Here is a 25827-nt window from a genome sequence, read left to right on the forward strand (position 1 = left end):
AAAAGCATCTTACACACATAAATAAATCTGGAAAATAATCATTCACTGACTATGCTGTATGTATATTCAGTGATTTTCTAGGTGAATTTATGTACCTCACACAATCAAACAATGTCTATAAACAGACAGAACTATCAATCAGTGGCAACAGCTGCCAATGCTCTCCTCTTAAGGGGAATATTGGCCCTCTCCCAACTCTGTTCAATGGTGATGGTTCATTCAACCATGAAGCCAATAGCTACCTCTTTTACCAAAAAGCCGTTAAGAATGCTAAAGACCTTAATCCCTGCTCCCAAGCCCTTTACGCCTATTATCAATTCCTTGAAGATGAGAACTTAGCATGGGATACATTCCCTCCCGTCAAAAGGCTAAAACCAACTTATCTATTTCGCTCTCACCTACTAAAGCAGATTAAAAAGGGTGACTTGGCGCATAGCACTGCCAGCGTTCGCATGAACCAAATCGTCAATTACTATAAGTGGTTGATGCATGACGGTTATCTAAAGATAAAGAACGAGAAAGAAGCGCCATTCAAAATGGAATTTGTTTCTGTTCAGAGTGTGGGAATGTTGGCTCACGTTTCACCCACTTTTACCGTAGAAACAAGTGACCTACGCATTAAAGTCCCTAAAGATGCCGACAGTAGCAATATCCGGCCTCTCACTCCGTTGAGCCAAGAGTTACTGAGTATTCTCACTCAATATCTACCCAATGCTTCAGAGGAGCTGCGCTTACAGGTGCTTATTTCTCTTGATACGGGTATGCGTATCCAAGAGATAGCCACGTTATCCACTAAAGCTATCGAGACAGCGACGCCGGTAGCTGAAAGTAAGCACCGCTTTGAGTTGTCGCTATCACCTCAAGCAACAGGTGTGATGACCAAATACCTCAAATCTCGCCAAGTAGAAATCTCTGCCGAGTTATTATCGACATTGAATGAATATCGCGTTTCAGAACGAAGAATCAAACGGGTAAACAAGCTTGACCAAAAACTTGAGGCACTACCAGAAACGGCTAACACGCTAAAGAAAGAGGCGCTTGAGCGATTGGAGCTATCTGAGCGTCACGAACCTTTGTTCGTCAGTGAGCAAGGCAACCCCGTAACCGCTAAGTCGATAGAGGCTCGCTGGACAGAGCTAAGAACCGAGATAAAACAGACCCACCCTACATTCACACATCGCTTTCATGATTTGCGCTCGACTTATGGCACTTATCGACTCAATGACATGCTTGAAGCAGGGCTATCTTCATCAGAAAGTTTGGGACTACTGATGGGATGGATGGGGCACCGAAACGAATCCACCACTTGGAAATACTTGCGCTACCTGAAGCGCAAAGAGGCTTTCAAAGTTAAATTCGGCATTCTAGACGGCATCATGCATGAAGCGTTAGGCGGTGATAATGAGTAATATCGCTTATTTGCACGGCTGGAAGCCAGAGCTTTGTATTCAATTAAACGACAGAGGTTTGGCTGACTTTAATCGCTTCATGATCAGGGGATTTCCCTCGACAACCGCATTGCAGCAAGGAGGTTGCTTTGAAGATGCAAATAGGGAAGGCTTCATCCTTCAAATTAAGTCTCGCTTTGATGATTTCATGAGCGAAGGTAAAAGCCACGATTCTCTGTACGTCACCTATTTGCAATGCTCTCAATATCTTCGTTGGTGCGATAAACATAATGAAAAAGCGTTCACAAAACAAGCAACGGAAGCTTACTTTGAGTCTCTTTATAACAAAATATTGATAGGTAAAATTAAGCGTAGTACCTACAAACTTAAACGCTCTGGAATGCTGCGTTTATTTTGCGATTACTTAGACCTATCAAGTGCGTACTTCGACAGCGTCATCATCACGGATAGCAGCGATGCAGAACCCTTTGAAGCATATACTCGCAGTGACCTAAATCAATTACTGCCTTTTTTACGCAGTCTCTTTAAGCAAACTGCCAAACAGTTTATTGAGACCCCCGAAAAGCACATAAATGCATACAAGAGCACCCCAACCATGACGTTTAACTGGAAGGGAGAACAATACAAACTATGTGGTGGCATCAGCAAAATGATGTGCGCAGGCACGTACCTACTGGCCTACTACACCTACGCCAATACCAGCGACTTATTCCAACTAAAGCAACCAGATAACGCCTCTAAGTCAGTCGATGAAATTTGGTACACAATGCCCGCTTTTAAGCGTCGAGCATTTAAAACCATCCAAGTTGAAATGGGTGGTCATGAGTTGGAGATCCCTAAATACGCAATGAACTTCTTTGATATGCTGCTCGAGGCATCACGCCTTATCTCCACAGACTCCAACGCTACATTATTGCAAACAATCGCCTCAAAAAAATACGCTCCGCTCAAGAACAGAACCTTGCAGGATTTCTTAAGTCAATGGGTCGAAAAGCACTTTAGGTTTACCGACCAAACAGGTCGTCGTTTGCGCCCTATCATCAGTCGCTTTCGAGAAACTGGCGCACAAATTACAACTTATCATCAAGGTGAGTTAGTGAACGACATTATGCTTAACAACACCTCTAACACGAGAAAGAAAAGCTACAGCACGGGCAACCAAACTGCCAATAATGGAATGATGCAAGATGCGATATCCTTGCGAGAGCAAGAGATTAAACAAGGTGAAAGCACGGAAGAAGCTCAAAAAAGCTTAGGCATTGATGTGTTGGTCATCGAGGCAGAAAACAAAATCAACCTCCCGAAGTTAAGTCGAACTCCGAACGGAGGAAGTTGCTCTGAACCATTTGGTGAAAAGTCAAAAAAATACACAAGAAAAGCTCTCAAGCATGGGTTGATAAAAGATGGTGAGAGATTGGCGTGTGCCGACTTACTTGGTTGTTTCGGCTGTCCAGACCAGGTCATAGTTCAATCTCTCTCAGACATTTGGTGCCTATTAAGCTTCAAAAGCTGTATTGAAGAATCCCTATATCGCCACCTTGATGCTCATCACTTCAAGAAAAACTTTGAAGACATCATTGTATTTATTGATACAAAGATTCTGCCAAACATTAAGCTCTCTCAGCTCAAAGCGGCAGAAAACAAATTGGACGATGATGGCTTACACCCGAATTGGGATGACGCCGAGTCAGTGCTTAACCTCATTCCATCACAGGAGACATCCAAATGAGCAGCGATAAGTTCAATACTAACCATTTATATCTTGCTGATTTTCCCGTTGAGCATAAAGTCCAGCCTGCCGATATTGTCACCTTGTACCATGAGAAGCGATTCGACGAATTGGATGCTGTAGTGGTTTGTCGTGATAAGGACGGAAACATCACTGCCACCTTCGACCAAAGCGATTGGAATTGCTTTGCTTTTTCACGTAAAAAAGAAAAGAACAACCTTAATTTTTCAGAATTAGATGCCCATCCAGAATTACAACGAGAGTTGAAATTGTTCACTTACGGCTGGCTATTTAATCTCTCTCCACAAACTAGAAAGGCACCAAAATTTTCAACCATTCTCAGTCGACTTGTCAAAGCTTTGACAACTTACCGATTTCTAGCTCAAGAAAGAGTGCACTCTCTCTCTGCACTATCAGCTACCAATTTTCGTCAGAAGCTCGATGAATACCTTATCAAAAGTGAGTATAGCTCTAGCACGCTTGAGAACATATTTGTAGCCCTTAACAAAGCCATTGAGTACACCCCTTGGCATAAGATAGCTCTGGGTTTTGCTCATATCAAATCAAAGAAAGAAGCTGAGCGCTTAAGTGCTATAGAAAAGCAACAAACACTGGTTATTCCTGAGCGACTTTGTCATGCCATCTATGGCAAGGCAATGGCTCTAATTGAAGAAGCGCTTCCTCATGCCACGCTCATTACCGAGACAGAACGTGACCTCCAAAATAACTATATGCAAGGTAAGCAAATCTTGGAGGATAAGATGAAAACCGGTAGTGTCTTCACCTTCATGAATTCCGATGGAAGCATTGATAATAAGAAGTTTATTGTCGCCATTGCAGATCGTCAGCCCAAGCAACCAAATGACCTGATTGCGCCACTGGCAAGAAAGCTGCCCAATATCCCTTTAAAGCATGGTTCAGATTTTCAGCGATACTTAGGCCAGCTAATCACGGCGAGTTACATTGTGTGTGGCGGTTTTAGTGGTATGCGTGTTAGTGAACTAGATAAGCTCACTCCGAACAGTTATTACCAAGACTCACTGAGTGGCCGAGAGCTTCACCTTCTTCAATCTCATACGTTTAAATTGGGTGAAAAACGAGAGACGTGGGTAACGGCGGCCGTATCAAAAACAGCGGTTGATTTGATGTCCATCCTCACAAAAAGATGGCGAGAAAAAGCGCAATACCCTGATGAGAAATACGCAAATTCGCTTTGGGTCAATCAAACACTCCGCTCTCATGCGCCGAAATTAATTTCGGACTGGAATCAACGGCTAAAACGATTCTGTAGACAGCTTGATTTTGTTGTGACTGATGACGATTACCAAGAGTGTGTGGAATCGAACCCTCGCTCACAGGTTAAAATTGAAAAGCAGGTTGTAGTTGGTCAACCTTGGCCTATGAGTACTCACCAATTTAGACGCAGCCTAGCGTTCTACTGCATTAAAAACCGATTAAGCTCGCTGGTTGCGCTTAAGCAGCAATTCAAGCACTTGTATCTTGCGATGACAGAGTGGTACACGAATGGGGGGCAATTAGCCAGCCTTCGTGATTTAACAGTCGACCCAAAAATCCAACAAACGCTTGATGAGATTAATGCTGAATCCACTACCGACAAAATCTTCAAACTGTGGCATTCGGATGCAACACTATCGGGCGCACATGGCAAAGTCATCATGAAAATGCGAGGTGATGTCCCAACGATCTACAGCTCTTGGGACACCATTTATAACGCGGTAAAAGGCGGAAAACTCACACTTCATGGCTCAATGCACAGCTATTGCAAGTCTGGTTATGACTGCGATATGGATGGAGTGGTCACTCCCCAATTCTGTGTGGACTGTGGCTCTGGTAGTAGCATCATTGACGAGCAACATGCCAAATGGTGGCAGAAAAAACACCGTAGCTTAACCACTTATATGGCTTCTGGAGAGGACGTATCGGTTAGTGAGCTTAGTCATTACATCACGCAAGTTCGAGCTGCTGAGAAGGTCATGGCTGACTTTGATATGCCCTTTACCCCTTTTGAACCAGATTTGAAGGTAGCTAATTTATGAGTAAGAGCGAAAATACACGACTAGCATTAGAGGCTGCCCTAGAACGCATTAAACAAGGCAAGCCCAAGCGCATTCCTACTCACCGTAAACTCAGCGTAAGAGCTGTCGAGGAAGAGGCAAATTTAGGTAATGGCAGTGGCTATTACTACCCTGATTTTGTTGAAAAAGTGAAGCAAACTAAAGCAGAGATTGCGGCAGGGAAAGGTGAAATCATCCAGCCAGAGATACAGACAATACGCACTAAGCTCAAAGAGCAGAAACGTATCAAGGAAAACTTTAAGGCTAAGTATGAGGCTGAGAGAGATAAACTAGCCCTGTTCGCTGCTTCACAGCACCACCTTAACGATAAGCTAGTTCAAGCGTTGGCTCATATAGAAGATTTGGAGTTTGAAAATTCCCAATTACGTGAAGAGTTAGCTCAACTAAAGCGAAGTAAGGTTGTTTCGATTAAGTAATCGTTGAGTTGAGGAATAATAAAGCTTACTCCATACCTTCAAGCTTTTTCTTAATGTGGTCGATAAGGTTTTTCTTGTCGGCCTCATTCAACTTATCTATCAAGCAGACAAGCTCTGCAGAATCAACATCCTCACAAAAAAAGTAGCTCAATGGCACTCCAAGCTCATCAGCAATTAACTTCAAGGTTTGAGCATCCGGTGTATGCTTCCCTTTCTCATACTGATTCATTCTTGGACTAGCAGAACTTTCATCCATACCTATACGGACTCCCAAAGCCTTCTGAGAGAGGTTTGCTTTTTTACGCGCTTCTTTGAGGCGTATTGGTAACGGATTATTGAACGACACTGATGCTTCATATCTCTAAGCTCTATATAACTAAGATTTTCTTAGTTTTACTGATTTCTGTATACTAAGCAATCCTTAGTATTTGAGTGATATAAGCAATACATGAAACGTTCTACGAAAATCAGTGCAGAAATGCACAAGTTGTTGATTGAAAAAAGAATGGATGGTTTTTCTGTTGTGGAAGCGAGGGATGCTTCATTAAATATTGAAAAAGGTACACAAAACCTGGATGAAGCTCGGAAGAAGATTTATCGCCAAATATGGCAATATCAACAAAAGGGGTGGTTGCGAAGTGAAGGTGAAGGAAGAAACAAAAAGTACTTTCAAACCGAACAATTTAGAGATCTCCAGGTAGCGCCTCGAAAAAAAGCCACACGTACCGTTTCTATAAAAGAGTGTGCAACGGATTATTCCGTGTTATTTCGAGAGAGTAATGAATACAAAGGTGAATTGGAGATCGTGCTTGGTGAAATTGAAGAATACCAGTCATTAAGGTCTCGCTTCCCTGAGCTTGAGTGCAAGTTAACCCCACTGTTACAGCAAGCAAAAGAGCGTTCAGCACACCTACTTGGAAAGGTGAATGGGTTGACGAATGTTCTTAAAACCCTCTCAGAAGATTGCCAACCGTGTTAAGACATTGGCAACTAGAGTGCTCGGAGAAAGCATTACAAACATATAGAAAAAACCAAAAACACTTTTTCTGCCAAGCAACCCCTGGGGCTGGAAAAACCGTACTTGCCGCCACTATCGCATCAAAGTTGCTAAAAGACGGTTTGGTCAATCTTGTATTATGTTTCTCTCCATCATTAACGGTTTCTGATGGTATAAAAAAAACCTTTTCACAGACTCTTAATTGCACCTTTAATGGTGGGCTAGGCTCGATCGGACAATCACTCACATACCAATCAATTCAGTTTCTCAATGATGAATTTTGGAAGACACTTCGTAATCACCGAGTGTTCGTCGTCTTTGATGAGATACACCATTGCTCAGGCTCAGAGATTGAAAATGCGAATGTTTGGGGCCAACAAGTCCTAACAAAAGTTCAAGAGTTAGCTACCTTTACTCTGGCGATGTCAGGCACCCCTTGGCGTTCAGACTCTTTACCTATCGTGACGGCCGAATATAACAGCCCTGACGGGCAGTTGTTGGTTGACTACCAATACACATTAAAGCAGGCAATAGCTGATAATGTCTGTAGAAACCCGAGAATCGTATTGGTTGATAATGAACATTTGTCAGTAACTAGCGATGAGAAAGTTGAATCATTCTCTTCGATACTTGAGATGCTTAAGCAAACTAAAACCTCGTACCAAAGTGTCATTCATAATAGAGAGGCAATGGAATACTTGCTTGACCTTGGTTGCAAAAAGCTCGCGGAGATACGCCACCACTCCCCTAATGCCGGTGGGTTAGTTGTTGCTTCGTCTGTTTACCACGCTCAAACCATTAAAAAGATACTCTGTGAAAAGTACTCACAAACCGTCTCAATCGTGACTTATCGGCATGAAGAACCTTTAGATGAAATTGAACGTTACCGTCGAGACAATACTCAATGGATTGTTAGTGTAGGAATGATCAGTGAAGGTACTGATATTCCTCGCCTTCAAGTTTGTTGCCACATGAGTTCGGTTAAAACAGAGTTGTACTTTCGGCAAGTACTCGGACGGATTCTTCGAGTAAATGGCTCTATGAATCAGCAAGCGTGGTTATTCACTTTTGCAGAGCAAAGCCTAATTGAGTTTGCAGAGCGAATAGAACAGGACATACCTGAGTCTTGTATGTTTGCAGAAATGATGGAACACATTAAATTGGAATCAGATTACTTAGGTCATACTTCGAATAAAGAAAGTATACTGAACGAACAAGAGGAGCTAAGTACAAAAATATTATGGGGCAACAAAACTAGGAGTAGTGCCGATCTTGCTTGCTCACTCAGCACTTTCGATGAGGTATTACTTGGAGCTTTTAAACAACGTGTTATTTCAGCTTTTTTGACAAATAACTAACAAGACCAAGGTTTTAAAGCATCTGCTAGCACTAGCTATAGCTAACGGTTAAAGTGCTGGCAGATACAAAGCCGAGAGGAACACAACCCCAAATATCTAAATACCATGATTATAACCACAGTGAGAACACTTTCGGTTGTATCCCCACATAGCCTGTGAGTTTTTAATCAAGTGAGCTTTGCTCGTTCTAGATTCGAACGCATCCTCGATCCAGCGCCCCAATTGCTCTGCAGATTTAGGAGCCCAGTGATATTGGGCATAGCATTCGCCATCACTGCTAAAATTAGCTGAAAACCTTTCTGGTACGTATGGAGCTTCTTTGACATTTGGTAAAACAATCCCGATTAGGCCATTGGGTATATAAGCCCCTTGCCTTAAAGAAGATTTGATTTCCCAATCTATGTATCGACGGCTATGAGTACAGGTTCCCATCAAGACAATCGTAACGGTTGAATCACTCAAGTAATCTTGACGAATTCGAGACATAACATAGTCACCATCGTTGCTGTCAATGAAATCGGCATCATCATAAACACCAAGCTCTTTCGCTATGAATACCTCACTCCATTTATCTATAAAACTCCGTACAGCATCCCTATCAACGCCATAATGTGAGATAAATACTTTTCTTCTGACACCACTATAAGCCATAACTAACCACCTCAAACCTTCCGCTCAACCAAAAGAAAGCCTATGCCACTGATGGCATTTATAATGTACGATACTGGCTTAAAAGTAAAAAATCTAGGACATTCGTGTGAACAATATATCAATCCAATACCCTGCTTTATTTGATTCAGCAGACAAAGCCTCCATTACTTCCCAAAAAAGCTTCCTACGACTAACCATTCTTCACGCTCTCGTACTGTTGGTTGGTACGTTGCTATCAATTAATGTTATACCAACAAAAGAATATAGTATGGTTGTCGCTATATTCTATATCCTGGCTTTAGTTTTTACTTATAAGCTTGGGAGAAATCGCTATGAAAAAAACTGGTACAACGGACGTGCGATAGCTGAATCAATAAAAACATCTACGTGGAAGTACTGTATGAGAGCTGCTCCATACGCTGACGATATTTCTATGCAAGTACCAAACGCCAACTTCCGCAATATGCTAACCCAAATTATTAAGAGTAATAACGAGTTAGGAGAAATTGTCCAAGCTCACCAGAGCACAGGTGAACAGATAACTGCAACAATGCAAGACATCAGATCGATGAATCTTGAAGATCGAAAATCTTACTATTTGGAACATCGAATAGATGAACAAAGACAATGGTACGCAACTAAAGCATCAATCAATAATAAGATGCACAATCGATGGTTTATCGGGCTAATGCTTGCGCAGGGCTTTGCATTACTTTGTGTATTGTTAAGAATTGCCTACCCTGAATGGCAATACTGGCCTACTGATGTGTTCGCATTAGGTGCGGCATTTATTTTGGGTTGGATGCAGATCAAGAAACACAATGAACTGTCATCATCATATTCTCTGACCGCTCAAGAGATTGGAATCATTCGAGGCGGCATTGAAGGTGTACTAACTGAAGAGCAGTTTTCAGAGTATGTTAGTTCCACCGAAATGGCTTTCTCTAGAGAGCACACTCAATGGGTAGCACGACAAAATCAATAAGTGAACAAATCGTGGCTAACATACATATTAGCCACTAAAATATTTGTTTAAGCTCTAGAATAATCTCGAATAGCTGAAACAATACTTTCTGTATTCCATCTCACATCGACCCTAGATCTGCTAGTAACTGTCGTAGAGCTGCGTACCTGTCCTCTTGGAATCACACCGATGACAGGTACTCCATTGGATAACGCGGTATCAAGTTCCCATTCCATCCAATGACTATGGCTTGCATAAACTCCAGCCAAGCCAATAACGATATCCGAATTTAGAATCTTCTCTTTCAAGCGAGCCTTAACATAGCTTGCATTTGCAGAGTTTATTGGCTCAAACCTCGAGACTTCTTTAAATTCAATATTAAAGTAGCCTCGATCATTGAGTAAATTTCTTAAGCCTTGTAGGTCAGCAGAGTGATCCCATGAGTGGCTAATGAATACACGATGGTTTTTTGCCATTTATTAGTCTCCTTTATACACATAAAGTTGTATATTGGGGCAAATGTTAAATGTTCAAGCAGTAGACCTTAATTATCAACTCTACAAGTAGGGTTACTACCAAATCAGGAGTCATCATGTATTCAGGTCAAAAAATATGTTTTGTAATTATGGGGTTTGGAAGAAAAACTGACTATTCGACAGGAAAAACATTCGACCTAGATAAAACATATAAAAACATTATCCAACCAGCAGTAGAAAGCACTGGGTATCAATGTGTTAGAGCTGATGAAATCCAAGATCCAGGACTTATTGACAAGAGTATGTATGCACTCCTAATGCACGCAGATCTTGTTGTAGCAGATATTTCGACTTTTAATCCTAATGCGATATATGAGTTAGGTATACGACATGCTGTGAAACCAAGTACCACAATCATACTCAAAGAAGAAGGTGGGAAAATCAACTTCGACTTGGATCACACAAGAATATTTCAATACAAACACTTAGGTGAAGATATAGGTGTAGATGAAGCAATAAGATGCCAATCAGCTCTAGCTGCCCTGATTCAAAATGCTACCAAAAATGCGTTTATTGATAGTCCTTTATACGATTTCATTAACGATATCCACCCCCCAAAATTACCGCCAGCAGAATACTCTAGGATCATTGGGGATTTGGCACAAAAAGATAATCACATCTTTGCAGTTACTGAAAAAGCACGCTCTTTAATGAGTGAAGGTGAGTTTGTAGAGGCAGCAAAATTATGGAAAAGAGCATCAGAAATAGCCCCAACTGAAGATTATTTTGTACAACAGCAAACTCTAGCGACATACAAATCCAAGCAGCCATCTGAAGCAACAGCTTTATCAGACGCTCTTCGTATCATTGAAAAGCTAAGCAATAACGGAGAGTCAAACGACCCAGAAACCTTGGGGTTAGTTGGGGCAATCTATAAACGTATGTGGCTCCTCAACAGTGATAGGGAGTGTCTACGCCGAGCTAAAAACTTCTATGAGAAAGGCTTTCAAATTAGCTCAGATTATTATACTGGGGAGAACTTTGCGTTATGTTTAGATTTACTCTCTTCTACAGAAACCGATGACGATGAAAAAACATACTTCAAGATTGCAGCAAAGAAAACCAGAAAGCGAATTATAGAAATCTTACAGGATCTAGCGATGGAAGAGCCCAATAGCAAGTACAAATGGGCTTATGCGACTTTATCAAATTGTCATTATGCACTAGGACTAGGAAGCGAAGGTAATAGATATGAAAAGCTCTTTAAGAGTATTACTGATGTACAGTGGGAGCTAGAGACATTCGAAGAAGGTAAAAAAAGAATGTTAGAACTTACAAGCTAGTACCTCGTAACAAAGAGTAATATCAAGGAGTGGTAGAGTCTAACCACTCCCCATACTTTGGTCGTATAATTAGAGGCTCACTACAGCTTTTACTATGTCTAAGTGAGAAACACTAACATTTATATGTTGCATTCACCTTGAACGTAACTAAAAAGTTAACGAGTTGCCTGACGATAGGTTTTCCCCATAAACATTGGAAGCCTTCGCAATAGAAAAAATGTGCGCAAGCATTTTTTCTTTATCCTCACTATTTGAGGATTTACAATAGTCCTTCGCTAATGTAAACATAAGCTTTAGATGCCAAGTTTCCGCAGTAAGTAAAAGGTATTTATCCAAGCTACTATCTTTCACGTATGAGCTAGAGTCACCGAAGAAATAAATCTCATATTCCATTACAGCCATATTAAGAAGTGCTCTTACCGGCGTGTCTAAATACTCCTGTAATTCATTGTTATTGAAATAACTTTTTAATCCAGATGGTAATACCGGCCTGTATTCAAAATTGCTCCAGTTATAACTTCCCAACTTCTCCTGTTCCTCTCCGATTTTAGATAAACATTCCTCAACAGAAAGGCCTAATGGAAAACCTGATTGCTCATGAAGATGGATGGAAAATGCTGAAGTTAACCTTCTTACAAAACCATAAGCAGCAGCTTCTGCTATCGCTAAAGTTGCCAAGCTGCGCTCCTCAGAAAGCAGCTTACTTAATTTAGGTTCATTACGTAATAGCTTAAGTATTGGTGAGTTAAACTCGAAATCGTCCCCTTCCAATTTAGATAATGAAGAAACAAGGTAATTCTCTAAGTCTCTATACTTTAGTGGGCTGTATTCATGGATGTGAAATCCATGAATATCGAAAACTGACTTGTTATTGTCATTTGCCTCTCGAATCAGAATGGTCGGCTTGTTACTAAGGCTTAGCCTTACTCCCAGTTCGTACATTACATTTGGGTTTGGGGTTTCGCCTGATAGATCACATATCACGATATCTGAAGAGTAAAGGTCCAAAATTATTTGCGAGGTAATATCAAATGCATCATCTGAACGGCTAACTACATAGTCGCACTGTACAGTCGTGTCATTTTCGATTCTTTCTTTTAGATTTATATTGAAGAACTCTGTCAATGAATCACGGTTTCTCATTGGTGTTTCACTAAAAGGCATTACTACAAAAATTTTTTTCTTCACTTTAGACATTGGCATTCTCTGTTTTTGCTTCACTTATGTTTGAATATACTAACATGTCCTTATTCACCAAATCAGATACTGCACTAAGGTCGCATACATAAACCTTTGCCAATCACCAAGTGTGTTGCACGGGTTCTTCTACCTTACTTTCAAGCTGACGTTTCCCTAAAATCCTCTTCTTTTGAATAGTATAGAGTTCTGGAAAATGGTAAGTTACCTATTCTAATGTTAGGAAAAAGACGCTTAGTTTTAATACTTTTCTGGAAAGACTCAGACGCCTTTTTCTAATTACCTTTCCAGATTTATTTCAGAAACCACCTGTGTTGGTAGTATGTGACCATGAGATAATCAACGTCTTAGTTGAACTCTCTTTAGAAGCAGGCCTTGTGCCTGCTTTTTTATGGCCGCTCTGAACCTTAGCTATCGATTCGACGTAACACAAATATCTACCTATCTAGAACAAAAATGGAGTTTGTGATGAATCTACTCATTGAATCATTTGAAGGCGGGATCTACTTGGCTTATCAAGTTATTGGCGAGCAAAAGCAATTAATCAAAGATGACCACCAGCACCCTATGAAGTTTTTGAGTGTTAACCAAGCACGCGATCACTTTAGCGACCAAGGTGTAGCATCAGCTATGCTGGTTCATAACAGTGCTTACGACGAGATGTGCGGTGAACACTGTGGTAGCACACAACCTTTCGAGATTGATTTGAAGTGGAGTTAAATCAACCTCAAATCAATCGCGATAAAAATGGAAAGGCTTGCATCAATGCAAGCCTTTCTTATGGGATTCACTTTCCCTTTTAATCGCTTAGATCAGCGCGATGTCCGTTTCAGTCTTCGTTTAATGTTTTGTTCTTTCACTACAAAGTCGAATAGCGGAGCGAACAGGTTGGCGAACAAGATAGCCAGCATAATGCCCTCTGGGTAGGCTGGATTAAGCACTCGAATACCGACGGTCATCACGCCGATCAAAATCCCATAGGCCCATTTACTCTGATTAGTAAACGCGGCAGATACTGGGTCTGTTGCCATGAAGAAGGTACCAAACGCGACACCACCCAACACAAAGTGCCAGTAGAAGGGCATCGAAAACATCGAGTTGGTTTCTGACCCTATCCAGTTCATCAAGCTAGAAGTGACAACGAGACCAATAATCACACCAGCCACAATACGCCAAGAAGCTATCTTCATCGCTATCAAAATCACACCGGTCAGCATAATCAGTAGTGAAGACACTTCGCCCATCGAGCCCGGTATGTTACCTACAAAAGCATCCATCCAAGTGATCGCCTCGCCAGTCATATTATTCATAAGCGAAGTGCTGCCCCCCTCATACCATTGACTCAGTGGTGTCGCGCCTGAATAGCCGTCAGCGGCAACCCACACAAGCCCGCCCGACATGTTGGCAGGATAAGCAAAGTAGAGAAACGCGCGGCCTGCGAGAGCTGGATTAAGGAAATTGCGTCCGGTACCTCCAAACAACTCTTTCGCGACTACGATACCAAAGGTAATACCCAATGCAGCTTGCCATAGCGGGATGGTAGGTGGGAGGATTAGCGCAAACAGCACCGAGCTAACAAAGAAGCCCTCGTTCACTTCATGCTTGCGAACGACAGCAAATAAGACTTCCCAGAAGCCCCCCACCACAAACACCGTCGCATAGACGGGTAGGAAATAGAGCGCTCCGAGTAATAACTGACTTCCCCAGCCGCTTTCCACTACGGACTGCACGTCACCAAATGCCCATGACAAACGCCAACTGTTCTCAATAATCGAGGCAATCTCGTTAAATTGATAGCTGACGGTTAGCGCCGAGACACTCTGGTGCCCGACGTTATACATCCCCCAGAACATTGCAGGGAAAGTCGCCAGCCAGACAAGAATCATGATGCGCTTGAGATCGATGCTGTCTCGAACATGAGTCAAACCTCGATTTACACTCCCTGGTGTGTAAAGTAAGGTGGCAAACGCTTCATAGACTGGGTATAACTTTTCGTATTTACCCCCAACTTCAAAACGCGGGGCTACGTCTTCTAATCGCTTCTTCAAACTCATAATCTCAATCACCTTATTGCTGAGTTATGGTTTTCTACGCACCAACGGCTCTATTTGAACAATTTTTAGTGATTTTTAATCAAATTCGTATTGAAGAGTGTGTGTCTATAGGTCGAACCGATATTGAAAAAGGAAGGTGTCTAAACCACAAAGCCCCAGCAATGGCTGAGGCTAGGTAGGTTACTATTGAAGTGATGGTCGTTACTTAACGCACATTACGTTTAGTAGTGAAGAACCTTTGAGTTGGTTTACGTTACCGTTAGTAAACAGACCTTTTTTGTCGGCTCCCCAATACGGTAGATGCATTGGCCAGTTCTGCTTTTCCATGATCTTTGAGCTCAGGATGTTCTGCCACTGCTTTTCGGTCATCAGTTTCATGTTAACCTGGTTACACACTAACTCAGCACTGCCGTAATCGAGACGGTTCCAAGGTTTCCCTTGCTCCATGTAAAACGGCTGTTGATGATCCAGAAGATAAGGGATGGCATATTGGCTGCCCGCAACATTTGCCGTCACACGAATTTCGATATCAAGCTCATTGTCTGAGCTCGCGACATCGACGGGAAGTGCTTGAACACCAGCACTGGCAACACTTACTTTTGATATTGGCTGAGTTGGGGCTTTTGCTGTTTTAGGGGCTTTAGGTTCAGCAGGTTTCGTCACGGTCGACTGTGACGAAGCCTGGGATTTATCAGCTACACGAATAAAAGACTCAGCGTAACCTGAAACCTTACGCACTTGAGCAAGATCTTTTCTCGCCTCAGAGAATGTCGAGTAAGGACCGATTAAGCAGCGATAACTTCCGCCTTCCGGCTTCATCCATACATTGGTCGATATCTTCTCATACAGAGGCTTTGCTCGGTTCAATGACAGAGGCTTATTCAGCAGACCACATTGGACCCAAAACAGGTCGTTGTCTGAATGACGTTTCGGCGCTTTACTGCCCCACACACCCTTACCGATAGGACATGACTGTTCTAGCTGTGGTAATTGATTGGTACTTGCCTGAGTGGCATCACATAAAAATGATTCCGCATGTACTTGGCTAGAAACCAAAAGAGACACCGCAATCAACCCCATACGATAATTGCTAATCACAGCACCACCTATAACATTCATTATCAATTTCATAACCACCACTTAAACCCTGACAGGCAAACTGTTATCGAGTGAGTATCGATAGAACGCAGATTCTATTTAAACGATTATTAACAGTATCAATCAATGATATTCAGTTCTAGATCTCTTAAGCCCAAAAAGAGCCGTAATGACTTACGGCTTTTAGTTTAGCGACTTTTTTTGTTAAAAATCTATCTACGCTATCATCCTTTATAAATTTTAGGATTGAATACGTCACGTAACCAGTCGCCTAATAAGTTAATCACCAAAACCAATGTTACTAAAAGCACACCAGGGAACGCTGTGATCCACCATGCACCAGAGAAAATATAGTTAAAGCCCGTGCTAATTAGCGCTCCCAGTGACGGCTGATCGACCGGAAGACCTAAGCCGAGGAAAGAAAGGGCCGCTTCTGACATGATTGCGTTAGCCACCTGTACCGTAGAGATAACCAATATTGGCGATAGACAGTTCGGTAAAATGTGACGGAACATAATACGAGGTGCTCTAAAGCCCATTACACGCGCCGCTTCGACGTATTCTTTCTTTTTTTCTGCCAAGACGGATGCGCGGATAGTTCGCGCATACTGCGGCCATTCTGCCACCCCGATGATCACGACCAACATCACAACGGCATATTGCGCATAGAAGTCACTGCCGAAACTTGCCTTAAATATAGCAGAGACAATGATCGCAACCATCATGGTTGAAAATGAAAGCTGGACATCGGCAAAACGCATCAGAAAGTTATCAATACGACCACCAAAATAACCCGCAGACAGACCAATAATAATACCTAAAGTTAGCTGAAGACCCACGGCTAAGAAACCAATCGTCAAAGAAAGGCGAGAGCCGTAAAGCATCGTAGATAGAATGTCACGACCTTGCTCATCAGTGCCCAGTAAGAAGCGCTCTTCGCCGTCTTCCATCCAAGATGGTGGCAACTCTGAGTCCATGATATCGATAGACGTCACGTCGTACGGGTCTGTTGGCGCTAAAATCGGTGCCGCCAGTGCCATCACTAAAAAAGCAGCAAAAATAGCAAAGCTGACCATTGCCACTTTATCGCGTAAAAAATAGTACAGAATGTCTGACTGCTTGAATCGCTCCCAACGGGATGGCGCGGTTGTTGTTTGTTCCATGGTTATGCTCCTTTCCCTGTAATATTCACTGTTGGGTTGATAATGCCGTACAGCAGATCAACAATCGTGTTGGTGACCACGAAAATCAGGCCAACAAAGATAACGTATGCGGTAATCAGTGGTGTATCCACTCGGTTAATCGCTTCAAGGAATAGGAAACCGGTACCCGGCCACTGGAATACCGTTTCAGTAAGAATGGTGTAAGCCACCATAGTACCAATTTGAACCCCCCCTACCGTGAGTACTGGGAGCATGGTGTTTTTCAAAGCGTGTTGGTAGTAAATCTTGTTCAGCGCTAAGCCTTTCGCTTTACCAAACTTAATGTATTCAGAACTTAAAACCTCCAGCATTTCAGAGCGTACTAGACGAATAAACAGAGGCAGCATGATAGATGCCAAAGCGATGCTCGGCAGTACTAAGTGTGCAAGACCGTCGAGCGTTAAAAAGCCAGACTCCCAGCCAAACCAGTTCGCCGTATCACCACGTCCAAACGACGGCAACCAACCAAGCTCAATAGAGAACACATACATCAGCATGATTGCGGTTAAGAAAACAGGCACAGAGATACCGATACTACTGCCCGCCATCACCAGTTTAGTGAAGAAGCTTTTGGGGTGTATTGCAGAATAAACGCCAAGTGGGATCGACAGACAAACGATGATCAGAGACGCGCCAAACACCAGTTCTAGCGTCGCGACCAGCTTATCTAAAATTACATCCACCGCTGGACGTTTAAAGAAATATGAAGTACCAAGATCGCCTTGTAGAGCTGCGCCTATAAAACGAGTGTATTTTGTAACGAAGGGATCATTTAATCCGAGCTCATCACGCAGCGCTTGACGCTCCGACTCTGAAACAGATTGACCAACTAACTCACGCAACGGGTCGCCCAGGTTATCCTGAATGGCAAACGCCACCAAACTGATCACAAACATCACTATCAGTGCCTGAAACAGGCGCTTGACCAGAAACGTAACCATTCCTTGCCCCTTATCTATCCATGACTGCCTAATCGACATCCGCGACTAGACAACAAATAATTCAGCCTTGAAAAAGGTATTTAGCCAGACTGAAGAAAGACCAAATACCGAAACTTAAATCTATATCTTAATCATATAGAGAGCCTGAACACTTCAGGCTCTCGATTCTAACAAGCGAGATTATTTTACAACGAGGTCGCCGAAGTAAGGCATCACCATTGGGTTAACGATATCGGCGGCACCGACATTCGATTTCGCGCCCCACGCTTCACTCTGCCAATGTAGCGGAACAAATACCGCATCGTTGTACAGTGTCGCTTCAACGCCTTTCAGCATTTTAGAGCGCTTAACTGGGTCCGTTTCTGTGTTAGAAGCTTCTACAATCGCATCCATTTCTGGGTTTGAGTAGCCAGAACAGTTGTATTGACCACGACCGGTCTCTTCGTTACGAGTCATGGTTAGGAACTCGTTGAAGTTCGCTGAATCTTCGGTGTCTGAGTGCCAACCGATCATCATCATGTCTGCTGAACATCGGTCAAACTCAGGCCAATACTGCGCTTTAGGCATGGTTTTAAGATCAACTTTGATACCAATCTTAGACAGCATTGCCGCCGATGCTTGAGCCACTTTTGCATCGTTCACATAACGGTTGTTTGGTGCCATCATCGTGAGTGTAAAGCCATCTTCGTAACCCGCTTCTTTCATGAGCATTTTGGCTTTTTTCAGGTCGTAACGAGGCACAAGTGCATCATCGTGACCCGCGTAGCCTGTTGGGCTTAGCTGACCAGCAGCCGTAGCAAAACCTTTCATGATTTTCTTAACAATACCTTCATTGTTAATCGCATGAACGATGGCTTGACGAACACGTACGTCTTTCAGTGCTTCGTTGCTGTTTTGATTCATTTGGAACGTAATGATACGAGTACCCGGCAGCGTCACTAAATCAATGTTCTTCGCGTTTTTAACACGCTTGTGATCGTTAGGTGCGACGGGGTGAATCATGTCTACATCGCCAGAAAGAAGTGCCGCGACACGTGTTGCGTCTTCTTTGATTGGAACCAATGTTAGCTTGTCTACGTTACCTTTCGATTCTTTGTCCCAGTAATCGTTGAACCGCTCAAACGTCACTTTAACGCCTTGCTCACGCTGCGTTACGATGAATGGCCCAGTACCTGAAACGTGAGTCGAAGCAAACGAGTTTCCGTGCTTAACTAGCTCAGATTTATCTTTGCCTTCCGCGGTTTTGCCAGAATAGAATTTACTGTCCATCGGGAAGATATAAGTTGCAGTTTGCAGCACAAGTGGGTAAGCCGCTTTTGAAATAAGCTCAACGGTGTAGTCATCCACTTTTACCATTTTTTCGTATGGCGTGAAGATAGACTTAAAGTCTGGAGAAGCTTGTAGACGCTCAAAAGTCCACACAACATCATCAGCGGTGAACTCATTCCCAGAGTGGAATTTCACACCTTTACGTAAGTTAAAGCGGAAAGTCGTTCCATCAACACGCTCCCAGCTAGTTGCTAGGCGACCTTCAAAATCCATCTCTTGAGTGAAACGTACTAGAGGGTCAAACACCATGTGAGACATTTGCAATGTGCCACCAGACAGTTGCTCATGCGGGTCAAGTGATACAGGGTCAGCGGCGTAGCCAACGGTAATATCTGCTGCTGCTGCACTAAAGCTTAGGCCAGCTGCCATCAAAGCGACTACTAATTTGCTTTTCATGGTTTTCATTGCATAACTCCTTCATGCGGGAATCCAGATCCCTAATTGTTGTATTTGCGTCTGTTTATTGTTGTTAGCAAGCCAAGTCCAACTTGCTGATTTTTATACCGCGGCTTTTGCCACTGCTTTTTCTTCTCTTAAACCCGTAAATTCAGGCATTAAAGAAATGAGATGTTTGCTGTATTCGTGCTGAGGCGATTGGAATAGCTGCTCAGTTGGCGCCACTTCCAATAGTTGACCCATTTGCATCACGCCGACACGATCACACATTTGGCGAATAACCGGTAAATCGTGACTGATGAACAGCATGGTCAGGTTGAGTTCGTCTTGTAGGTCTTTTAATAGGTTAAGGATCTGAGCCTGTACCGACACATCCAGCGCCGAGGTAGGTTCATCACAAATCAGAAGACGTGGACGAGTTGCCAAGGCGCGAGCGATAGAAATACGCTGACGTTGACCACCTGAGAATTCGTGTGGGTATTTAACTCCAGCCATCTTGCCTAAACCAACATGCTCAAGCAGATCGTGAACGATCTGCCGAGTTTCATTCTCGTTGCGCGTAAGCTTATGGAATCGAATCGGTTCAGCAATGATGTCAAAGATCTTCATTCGAGGGTTCATTGATGTGTATGGATTTTGGAACACCATCTGCATTTGGCGACGCATAGGGCGACGCTCTTTCTCTGACTTAAGTGCAGTAAGGTCAATACCTTCAAACGTTACCTTGCCTGAGTTGGGGGCGTACAAGCCTGCAATCACACGAGCAATCGTTGACTTGCCCGAACCCGATTCACCAACCAGACCAAAAGTTTCACCTTCATGTACCTCAAAGCTCACGTTGTTTGACGCCTGAACGTATTCACGGCGGCTCTCAAAGAAAGAGTCCTTGGTGGTAAAGCGTAAGTGCACGTTTTCAACATTCAATAATGGGCCAGTGTAATCGCGGTGATCTTGGCTTTGACCTAACCAGTGATTTTTCACATCCAGAGGTTCCATCTCGTGCGCTTCTTCGATGTAACTCACCAAAGGGAAACGATCGAGCTTACGATCTGAACGCGGAACTGCGGAGATAAGACTGTGCGTATAGGGGTGTTCTGGGGTACCAAGAACTTTCGCCGTCGGACCAAACTCAACCAAATCACCACGATACATCACCGCAACGCGATCAGTCACATTAGAGACCACACCCATATCGTGCGTGACCAACATACAGCCGACGTTTTTCTGGATACAGAGGTCGCGAATTAACCCCAAAATTTGGTCTTGGATAGACACATCCAAGGCGGTTGTTGGTTCATCTGCGATGATTAAGTCAGGTTCACCCGCCAATGCGATCGCGATAACCACACGCTGACGCATACCGCCAGAGAATTGATGTGGGTACTGCTTTAAACGGTTTTCTGGTTGTGGGATACCAACTTGGTTCATCAAGTCTAATGAGCGCTGGTAGGCTTCTTGATCCGAAACCTTCATGTTGGCATGAATTGTCTCTTTTAACTGATGCTCTACGGTGAATAGAGGGTTAAGAGAAGTCATTGGATCTTGGAAGATAAAACCAATCTTTGAGCCGCGAACAGAACGCATCTGTTCAGGAGATAAACCGGAGACTTTTTCGCCGTCCAGAAATACCTCGCCGCTAGCGATGCGGCCAGGAGGGCTCAGTAAATCGATCACAGCATTACCTACTGTTGATTTTCCGGCACCAGACTCGCCGACGACACCAACAATCTCACCACGTTCAATGTTGAACGACAGCGACTTTACAGCAGCGTGTACACCATGACGAGATGGGTATTCGATGCGCAGGTTTTTTACTTCTAAAAGTGACATTATCAGACCTCTACTGCTTTGGCAGCTTTCTGCCCTGTCTGTAAAATTGAATCCATTCTTACCAAAATATTATTCTGATATTTTATACGGTTGCCAATTTGGCAAATAATTCACAAAAAAGCAACAAAATCAGGATAAAAAATCGACATCAAACGTTTAACAAGCAAAACAAGCACATAACAATTCATAATGACAATATATAATAGAAAGAAAGCATACTATTTTGTTATTAGACTTTCCCCCGAAAACCCCAACAAAACTAGACTGCAGTGTTTCTCCCCCAATAAGAAGAATTCACCACCAAACAACTCAACTAGTTAATCATGCCAATAAAAAAACCACTTTCAATTCTTTATGCTAATGATATAAACACGGAAAATACAAACAATCCGTTCATTGGCTCATAAGCACTCTTTAGTTGTTTATGTAACAGAAATGTTAAGCACAAACCGTAACAATCACATTGAAAATAGATTTTATTTTTCGAAGTCATCCTCCGACAAAGCCTATTATCTTGCCGGAGGAGCTTTCTAGAATTTGGGATAATCTTACTTATTTTATAGAATAGGCACTGTTATAAACCAACCATTGTCAGAGTCATGGTGTGCTTATCTTATATGAAGGGAGATCGTCGATGTAATAACAGATAGGTTGTTGAATGGGTAGGTTTAACGTTTCAAGTCTATGGGATAAGGCTCAAATGACAGATGTAAAAAAGCCCCGTCATTTCTGACGGGGCTTTCTTGTGTGGTCGGTGAAGAGGGATTCGAACCCCCGACCCTCTGGTCCCAAACCAGATGCGCTACCAAGCTGCGCTATTCACCGAGATATTTTGTTTGATGACTCAAACCGGAAGCTTCAAAGAAGTACCAAAATTAATGGGGTGGCTAACGAGATTCGAACTCGCGACCACCGGAATCACAATCCAGGGCTCTACCAACTGAGCTATAGCCACCACTAACTTTTTATATAACCGCTATGATGCGATTATTGAAATAGTGGTCGGTGAAGAGGGATTCGAACCCCCGACCCTCTGGTCCCAAACCAGATGCGCTACCAAGCTGCGCTATTCACCGACTAGTTTTGTATCGACTCTTGGGAATAATGAATCAATACTGGAAGCCGAAGCTACCGATATTTTTAAAGAAAGAATGGGGTGGCTAACGAGATTCGAACTCGCGACCACCGGAATCACAATCCAGGGCTCTACCAACTGAGCTATAGCCACCATTGTTTCTTTTTGCCAATGCTACTCACCTAAGCAAGACCGGATGGCGCGCCTGAAAGGATTCGAACCTTCGGCCTTTGGCTCCGGAGGCCAACGCTCTATCCAGCTGAGCTACAGGCGCATGCCCTGTCGGCGGAGTGGAATAATACGTAGATCACTTAAGGTCGTCTAGTACTTTTTTAACTTTTTTTTCTGTTTGGTCTCTTTTTCGACAGTTAATATGTGATAAACCCCTTATTTGAGTACAACWACTGGCCGCAGCTTATAAGTTGTTGTTTATTGCAACAACTTATAAGGATATAATTACCCATTATTTACATTGATTTAACAGTTGCTCTTTGCTGTCCAAATCAAAATACCCTTCCAACACTATAAATCGGTAAGCACGCACTTACCTTGGGAATGTAAAGTGAGTTTAATGGATATTTCTCATCGAATTTTAAGCGTGGCCATCGCAGCTTTAACCTTTTCAACGGGTGCTATGGCTGCAGGCCTAAGCGAAGCAGAGCACGATGCAATTGCTGAACGCATCAAACCCGTTGGACAAGTGTACCTTGTCGGCAGTGAACCAGCAGCCGCAGAACCAACAGGCCCTCGTGATGGCGCAACAGTTTACGGTACCTTTTGTATCGCTTGTCACGCATCTGGTGTAAGTGGCGCACCTAAAACTGGGGATGCTGGTGACTGGGCTCCTCGTATTGCGAAAGGTCGCGATATCCTAGCGGACCATGCCATCAACGGCTTCAATGCCATGCCAGAGAAAGGCTCATGTATGGACTGTTCAGACGACGAAATCAAAGATGCTATCGAACACATGATTGCTGGTCTGTAATTTATCGATCTGTAATTAAAAATGCCAGATTCAAAAAAGGTGACTGCATGGTCACCTTTTTTATTAGCGTCTATATCGTACGATTAAAGTAGATCATTACTTCTTGTTGAACATCGCGCGAATATTGGCAATATGCGCCTGCCCTTTTTCCATTCTTTCTTCAGCGGATTGAGGCTTCTTAGCGCTTTCCCACTCCACATCATCATGCGGCAGTTCGTCAAGGAAGCGACTTTGTGTTGGCTTTATCAACTCACCATACTGACGGCGTTCACGACACTTAGTAAAAGTGAGTTCTTTCTGCGCTCGCGTAATCCCGACGTACATAAGACGACGCTCTTCTTCTACGTTACCTTCATCAACACTGGTTTGGTGCGGCAAAATGCCCTCTTCTGCACCCATCAGGAATACATACGGGAACTCTAGGCCTTTCGATGCATGCAATGTCATTAATTGGACTTGGTCTGCATCGTCATCATCTTCACCACGTTCCATCATGTCGCGCAGCGTTAAACGTTGAACCACCTCACGTAGGGTTTTCTCTTCTTTGTCGTAGTTATCACCCTCAAGATCGGCCACAATCCAACTATACAGATCAGAGACGTTCTTCATTCGCATTTCAGCCGCTTTCGGGCTTGCCGATGTTTCGTACAACCAATCTTCATAGTTAATGTCGCGCACCAAAGAGCGCACGGCCTCAACCGTATTACCACGCTCAGCATTATCTGAAATTCGAACAATCCAATCGCCAAAACGACGCAGGTTTTCTAAACCGCGTCCCGTCAATGTTTGCTCCAAGCCCATCTCAAAACTGGCTTCAAACAGGCTCTTGCCACGCATATTGGCGTAGCTACCTAATTTTTCGAGCGTTACCGGACCAATCTCACGACGCGGCGTGTTTACGATACGTAAAAAGGCGTTGTCATCATCGGGGTTCACTAACACACGCAGGTAAGCCATGATGTCTTTAATTTCAGCTCTCGCGAAGAAAGACGTACCGCCAGAGATCTTGTAAGGCACACGGTTTTGCATCAAGGCTTTTTCAATCAAGCGAGATTGGTGGTTACCACGGTAAAGTACTGCGTAATCTTTGTATTCTGTGCGATTCAAAAACTTGTGGGCGATGATCTCACCAGTAATGCGCTCAGCTTCATGCTCTTCATTCTTGGCATTCAGCACCTTGATCTTTTCACCGTCCGGGATCTCGGAGAACAGTGACTTCTCATAAACATGGGGGTTATTCGCGATCAAGATGTTCGCCGCACGCAAAATTCGACTGGTTGAACGATAGTTCTGTTCGAGTTTGATCAGGCGCAGATTCGGGTAATCTTCACCAAGCAGCACCAAGTTTTGTGGTTTTGCACCGCGCCATGAATAGATCGATTGGTCATCGTCGCCTACGACCGTCAAACGACCACGCTCTCCCACCAGCAAGCGAACCAATTCGTACTGACTGGTATTGGTATCTTGGTATTCATCGACCAGTAAATAGCGAATGCGAGACTGCCAGCGCTCACGCACTTCTTGATTGGTTTTCAGTAACAATACCGGCATTGCGATCAGATCATCAAAATCAAGTGCGTTGTAGGCTTTCATCTGTTTCTGATACATCTCAAAACAGAAAGCAAACAGCTGTTCTTGTTCGCCTTGAGCACGTGCTTTTGCCTGATCTGGCGTCAGCATGTCATTCTTCCAATTCGAAATGGTGCTCATCAATGAACGCAGCAAATCCTTATCGCCATCGATCTGCCTCTCTGTTAGCTCTTTTAATAAGGCTAGCTGATCTTGGTCATCAAACAGAGAGAAACCCGCTTTCAAACCCAGCGCTTTGTATTCACGGCGAATAATCGTCAAGCCCATAGTATGGAAGGTCGAGACAATTAACCCTTTCGATTCACTTTTACCTAAGGTTTGCCCAACGCGCTCTTTCATCTCACGTGCCGCTTTATTGGTAAAGGTTACTGCTGCAATATTACGCGCCTTGTAGCCACACTCTTGAACCAAATACGCGATTTTATTGGTAATAACACGTGTTTTTCCTGATCCAGCGCCGGCTAATACTAAGCAAGGGCCAGAAACATACTTCACGGCTTCATCTTGTCTTGGGTTCAGTTTCATTTGAGTCTCAATTTGGTCTAGAGGAGCGAATTCAATTGCGCGCCTATAATAATGCTGCACTAGCACGAATGCTACGTTCTCTTATACAAGATTTTTACACGGTTTGTGCAAGATTTAATTGCACATATGTACTGTTATCGGTCTATAATGAATGAACGTTCATTCA

The 25827-nt window shown here is 43.2% G+C and carries 21 protein-coding genes and 5 tRNA genes; 10 read left to right on the top strand and 16 right to left on the bottom strand.

The genetic code is table 11. From position 1 onward, the window contains the following. The first annotated feature begins 89 nt into the window (after positions 1-89). Genes L4B77_RS03210 through L4B77_RS03225 form a run of 4 tightly spaced genes read left to right on the top strand, consistent with a single transcriptional unit; the run spans position 90 to position 5650 of the window. Positions 90-1409, top strand: coding sequence for a tyrosine-type recombinase/integrase (locus L4B77_RS03210; protein WP_429748431.1), 1320 nt, complete (start codon positions 90-92; stop codon positions 1407-1409). Continuing rightward, positions 1402-3138 (top strand): hypothetical protein, encoded by a 1737-nt coding sequence (locus L4B77_RS03215; protein ID WP_429748433.1) that lies wholly within the window; start codon positions 1402-1404, stop codon positions 3136-3138. Before L4B77_RS03210 ends, L4B77_RS03215 begins: the two co-directional genes overlap by 8 nt. Further along, complete coding sequence (locus tag L4B77_RS03220; RefSeq protein WP_429748435.1) at positions 3135-5195, top strand: hypothetical protein; 2061 nt, start codon at positions 3135-3137, stop codon at positions 5193-5195. Before L4B77_RS03215 ends, L4B77_RS03220 begins: the two co-directional genes overlap by 4 nt. Further along, complete coding sequence (locus L4B77_RS03225; protein ID WP_429748437.1) at positions 5192-5650, top strand: hypothetical protein; 459 nt, start codon at positions 5192-5194, stop codon at positions 5648-5650. Before L4B77_RS03220 ends, L4B77_RS03225 begins: the two co-directional genes overlap by 4 nt. Positions 5651-5675: 25 nt before the next feature. Here L4B77_RS03225 and L4B77_RS03230 read toward each other — a convergent pair whose 3' ends face one another. Beyond that, on the bottom strand, positions 5676-5996 hold the full coding sequence (locus L4B77_RS03230) for a helix-turn-helix domain-containing protein (RefSeq protein ID WP_429748439.1): 321 nt from the start codon (positions 5994-5996) through the stop codon (positions 5676-5678). Positions 5997-6098: 102 nt separating this feature from the next. Between L4B77_RS03230 and L4B77_RS03235 the strand changes: the two genes are divergently transcribed. Beyond that, positions 6099-6629, top strand: coding sequence for a hypothetical protein (locus tag L4B77_RS03235; RefSeq protein WP_429748441.1), 531 nt, complete (start codon positions 6099-6101; stop codon positions 6627-6629). After that, on the top strand, positions 6623-8005 hold the full coding sequence (locus L4B77_RS03240; protein WP_429748443.1) for a DEAD/DEAH box helicase: 1383 nt from the start codon (positions 6623-6625) through the stop codon (positions 8003-8005). Before L4B77_RS03235 ends, L4B77_RS03240 begins: the two co-directional genes overlap by 7 nt. Positions 8006-8101: 96 nt before the next feature. Here L4B77_RS03240 and L4B77_RS03245 read toward each other — a convergent pair whose 3' ends face one another. Next, complete coding sequence (locus tag L4B77_RS03245) at positions 8102-8656, bottom strand: TIR domain-containing protein (protein ID WP_429748445.1); 555 nt, start codon at positions 8654-8656, stop codon at positions 8102-8104. Between the two features lie 106 nt (positions 8657-8762). Between L4B77_RS03245 and L4B77_RS03250 the strand changes: the two genes are divergently transcribed. Then, positions 8763-9641 carry a DUF4231 domain-containing protein gene (locus L4B77_RS03250; protein WP_429748447.1) on the top strand — a complete coding sequence of 293 codons (879 nt, stop codon included), beginning with the start codon at positions 8763-8765 and terminating at the stop codon, positions 9639-9641. A gap of 47 nt (positions 9642-9688) precedes the next feature. Here L4B77_RS03250 and L4B77_RS03255 read toward each other — a convergent pair whose 3' ends face one another. After that, entirely contained in the window at positions 9689-10096 is a 408-nt protein-coding gene (locus L4B77_RS03255; RefSeq protein WP_429748449.1) for a TIR domain-containing protein, read from the bottom strand. 116 nt (positions 10097-10212) lie between these two features. Here L4B77_RS03255 and L4B77_RS03260 point away from each other — a divergent pair, with 116 nt between their 5' ends. Then, positions 10213-11439 carry a TRAFs-binding domain-containing protein gene (locus tag L4B77_RS03260; RefSeq protein WP_429748451.1) on the top strand — a complete coding sequence of 409 codons (1227 nt, stop codon included), beginning with the start codon at positions 10213-10215 and terminating at the stop codon, positions 11437-11439. Positions 11440-11586: 147 nt separating this feature from the next. Here L4B77_RS03260 and L4B77_RS03265 read toward each other — a convergent pair whose 3' ends face one another. Then, positions 11587-12636, bottom strand: a complete 1050-nt coding sequence (locus tag L4B77_RS03265; RefSeq protein ID WP_429748453.1) for a hypothetical protein — start codon at positions 12634-12636, stop codon at positions 11587-11589. A 468-nt stretch (positions 12637-13104) separates the two neighbouring features. Here L4B77_RS03265 and L4B77_RS03270 point away from each other — a divergent pair, with 468 nt between their 5' ends. Then, complete coding sequence (locus L4B77_RS03270) at positions 13105-13356, top strand: DUF6482 family protein (protein WP_017067233.1); 252 nt, start codon at positions 13105-13107, stop codon at positions 13354-13356. Positions 13357-13448: 92 nt separating this feature from the next. On the opposite strand, the gene L4B77_RS03275 is transcribed toward L4B77_RS03270, so the two are convergent. The 11 genes from L4B77_RS03275 to L4B77_RS03325 form a co-directional block, all read right to left on the bottom strand. After that, positions 13449-14690 (bottom strand): NADH:ubiquinone reductase (Na(+)-transporting) subunit B, encoded by a 1242-nt coding sequence (locus tag L4B77_RS03275; protein WP_429748456.1) that lies wholly within the window; start codon positions 14688-14690, stop codon positions 13449-13451. Between the two features lie 201 nt (positions 14691-14891). Then, positions 14892-15821, bottom strand: a complete 930-nt coding sequence (locus L4B77_RS03280) for an SPOR domain-containing protein (RefSeq protein WP_429748458.1) — start codon at positions 15819-15821, stop codon at positions 14892-14894. Between the two features lie 191 nt (positions 15822-16012). Beyond that, positions 16013-16951, bottom strand: a complete 939-nt coding sequence (locus L4B77_RS03285; RefSeq protein WP_372064841.1) for an ABC transporter permease — start codon at positions 16949-16951, stop codon at positions 16013-16015. Between the two features lie 2 nt (positions 16952-16953). Beyond that, positions 16954-17931, bottom strand: coding sequence for an ABC transporter permease (locus tag L4B77_RS03290; protein WP_261838523.1), 978 nt, complete (start codon positions 17929-17931; stop codon positions 16954-16956). Between the two features lie 180 nt (positions 17932-18111). Further along, positions 18112-19665, bottom strand: coding sequence for an ABC transporter substrate-binding protein (locus L4B77_RS03295; RefSeq protein WP_429748461.1), 1554 nt, complete (start codon positions 19663-19665; stop codon positions 18112-18114). A 93-nt stretch (positions 19666-19758) separates the two neighbouring features. Then, positions 19759-21486 (bottom strand): dipeptide ABC transporter ATP-binding protein, encoded by a 1728-nt coding sequence (locus tag L4B77_RS03300; RefSeq protein WP_372039452.1) that lies wholly within the window; start codon positions 21484-21486, stop codon positions 19759-19761. Between the two features lie 748 nt (positions 21487-22234). Next, positions 22235-22311, bottom strand: a tRNA-Pro gene (locus L4B77_RS03305). Positions 22312-22365: 54 nt separating this feature from the next. Then, positions 22366-22441: transfer RNA gene (locus L4B77_RS03310), tRNA-His, on the bottom strand. A gap of 44 nt (positions 22442-22485) precedes the next feature. Further along, positions 22486-22562 (bottom strand) — tRNA-Pro (locus L4B77_RS03315). A 76-nt stretch (positions 22563-22638) separates the two neighbouring features. Continuing rightward, positions 22639-22714, bottom strand: a tRNA-His gene (locus tag L4B77_RS03320). Positions 22715-22758: 44 nt separating this feature from the next. Beyond that, positions 22759-22835: transfer RNA gene (locus L4B77_RS03325), tRNA-Arg, on the bottom strand. 297 nt (positions 22836-23132) lie between these two features. Between L4B77_RS03325 and L4B77_RS03330 the strand changes: the two genes are divergently transcribed. After that, positions 23133-23546 carry a c-type cytochrome gene (locus tag L4B77_RS03330; RefSeq protein WP_429748464.1) on the top strand — a complete coding sequence of 138 codons (414 nt, stop codon included), beginning with the start codon at positions 23133-23135 and terminating at the stop codon, positions 23544-23546. A 96-nt stretch (positions 23547-23642) separates the two neighbouring features. Here the strand turns inward: L4B77_RS03330 and rep are convergent, their stop codons facing one another. Then, positions 23643-25661: a DNA helicase Rep gene (rep, locus tag L4B77_RS03335; RefSeq protein WP_372039454.1), complete on the bottom strand. Its 2019-nt coding sequence runs from the start codon at positions 25659-25661 to the stop codon at positions 23643-23645. Positions 25662-25827 lie beyond the last annotated feature (166 nt).

The organism is Vibrio minamisatsumaniensis (assembly GCF_050337445.1).
Taxonomy (GTDB): Bacteria; Pseudomonadota; Gammaproteobacteria; order Enterobacterales; family Vibrionaceae; genus Vibrio; species Vibrio artabrorum.

Bases quoted from the DNA above. Each gene is read 5' to 3' on its own strand.
- L4B77_RS03295 (WP_429748461.1), bottom strand. From the start codon at position 19,665: ATGAAAACCATGAAAAGCAAATTAGTAGTCGCTTTGATGGCAGCTGGC.
- L4B77_RS03285 (WP_372064841.1), bottom strand. From the start codon at position 16,951: ATGGAACAAACAACAACCGCGCCATCCCGTTGGGAGCGATTCAAGCAG.
- L4B77_RS03280 (WP_429748458.1), bottom strand. From the start codon at position 15,821: ATGAAATTGATAATGAATGTTATAGGTGGTGCTGTGATTAGCAATTAT.
- L4B77_RS03270 (WP_017067233.1), top strand. From the start codon at position 13,105: ATGAATCTACTCATTGAATCATTTGAAGGCGGGATCTACTTGGCTTAT.
- L4B77_RS03260 (WP_429748451.1), top strand. From the start codon at position 10,213: ATGTATTCAGGTCAAAAAATATGTTTTGTAATTATGGGGTTTGGAAGA.
- L4B77_RS03215 (WP_429748433.1), top strand. From the start codon at position 1,402: ATGAGTAATATCGCTTATTTGCACGGCTGGAAGCCAGAGCTTTGTATT.
- L4B77_RS03245 (WP_429748445.1), bottom strand. From the start codon at position 8,656: ATGGCTTATAGTGGTGTCAGAAGAAAAGTATTTATCTCACATTATGGC.
- L4B77_RS03300 (WP_372039452.1), bottom strand. From the start codon at position 21,486: ATGTCACTTTTAGAAGTAAAAAACCTGCGCATCGAATACCCATCTCGT.
- L4B77_RS03255 (WP_429748449.1), bottom strand. From the start codon at position 10,096: ATGGCAAAAAACCATCGTGTATTCATTAGCCACTCATGGGATCACTCT.
- L4B77_RS03330 (WP_429748464.1), top strand. From the start codon at position 23,133: ATGGATATTTCTCATCGAATTTTAAGCGTGGCCATCGCAGCTTTAACC.
- L4B77_RS03275 (WP_429748456.1), bottom strand. From the start codon at position 14,690: ATGAGTTTGAAGAAGCGATTAGAAGACGTAGCCCCGCGTTTTGAAGTT.
- L4B77_RS03290 (WP_261838523.1), bottom strand. From the start codon at position 17,931: ATGGTTACGTTTCTGGTCAAGCGCCTGTTTCAGGCACTGATAGTGATG.
- L4B77_RS03235 (WP_429748441.1), top strand. From the start codon at position 6,099: ATGAAACGTTCTACGAAAATCAGTGCAGAAATGCACAAGTTGTTGATT.
- L4B77_RS03265 (WP_429748453.1), bottom strand. From the start codon at position 12,636: ATGTCTAAAGTGAAGAAAAAAATTTTTGTAGTAATGCCTTTTAGTGAA.
- L4B77_RS03220 (WP_429748435.1), top strand. From the start codon at position 3,135: ATGAGCAGCGATAAGTTCAATACTAACCATTTATATCTTGCTGATTTT.
- L4B77_RS03210 (WP_429748431.1), top strand. From the start codon at position 90: ATGTACCTCACACAATCAAACAATGTCTATAAACAGACAGAACTATCA.
- L4B77_RS03225 (WP_429748437.1), top strand. From the start codon at position 5,192: ATGAGTAAGAGCGAAAATACACGACTAGCATTAGAGGCTGCCCTAGAA.
- rep (WP_372039454.1), bottom strand. From the start codon at position 25,661: ATGAAACTGAACCCAAGACAAGATGAAGCCGTGAAGTATGTTTCTGGC.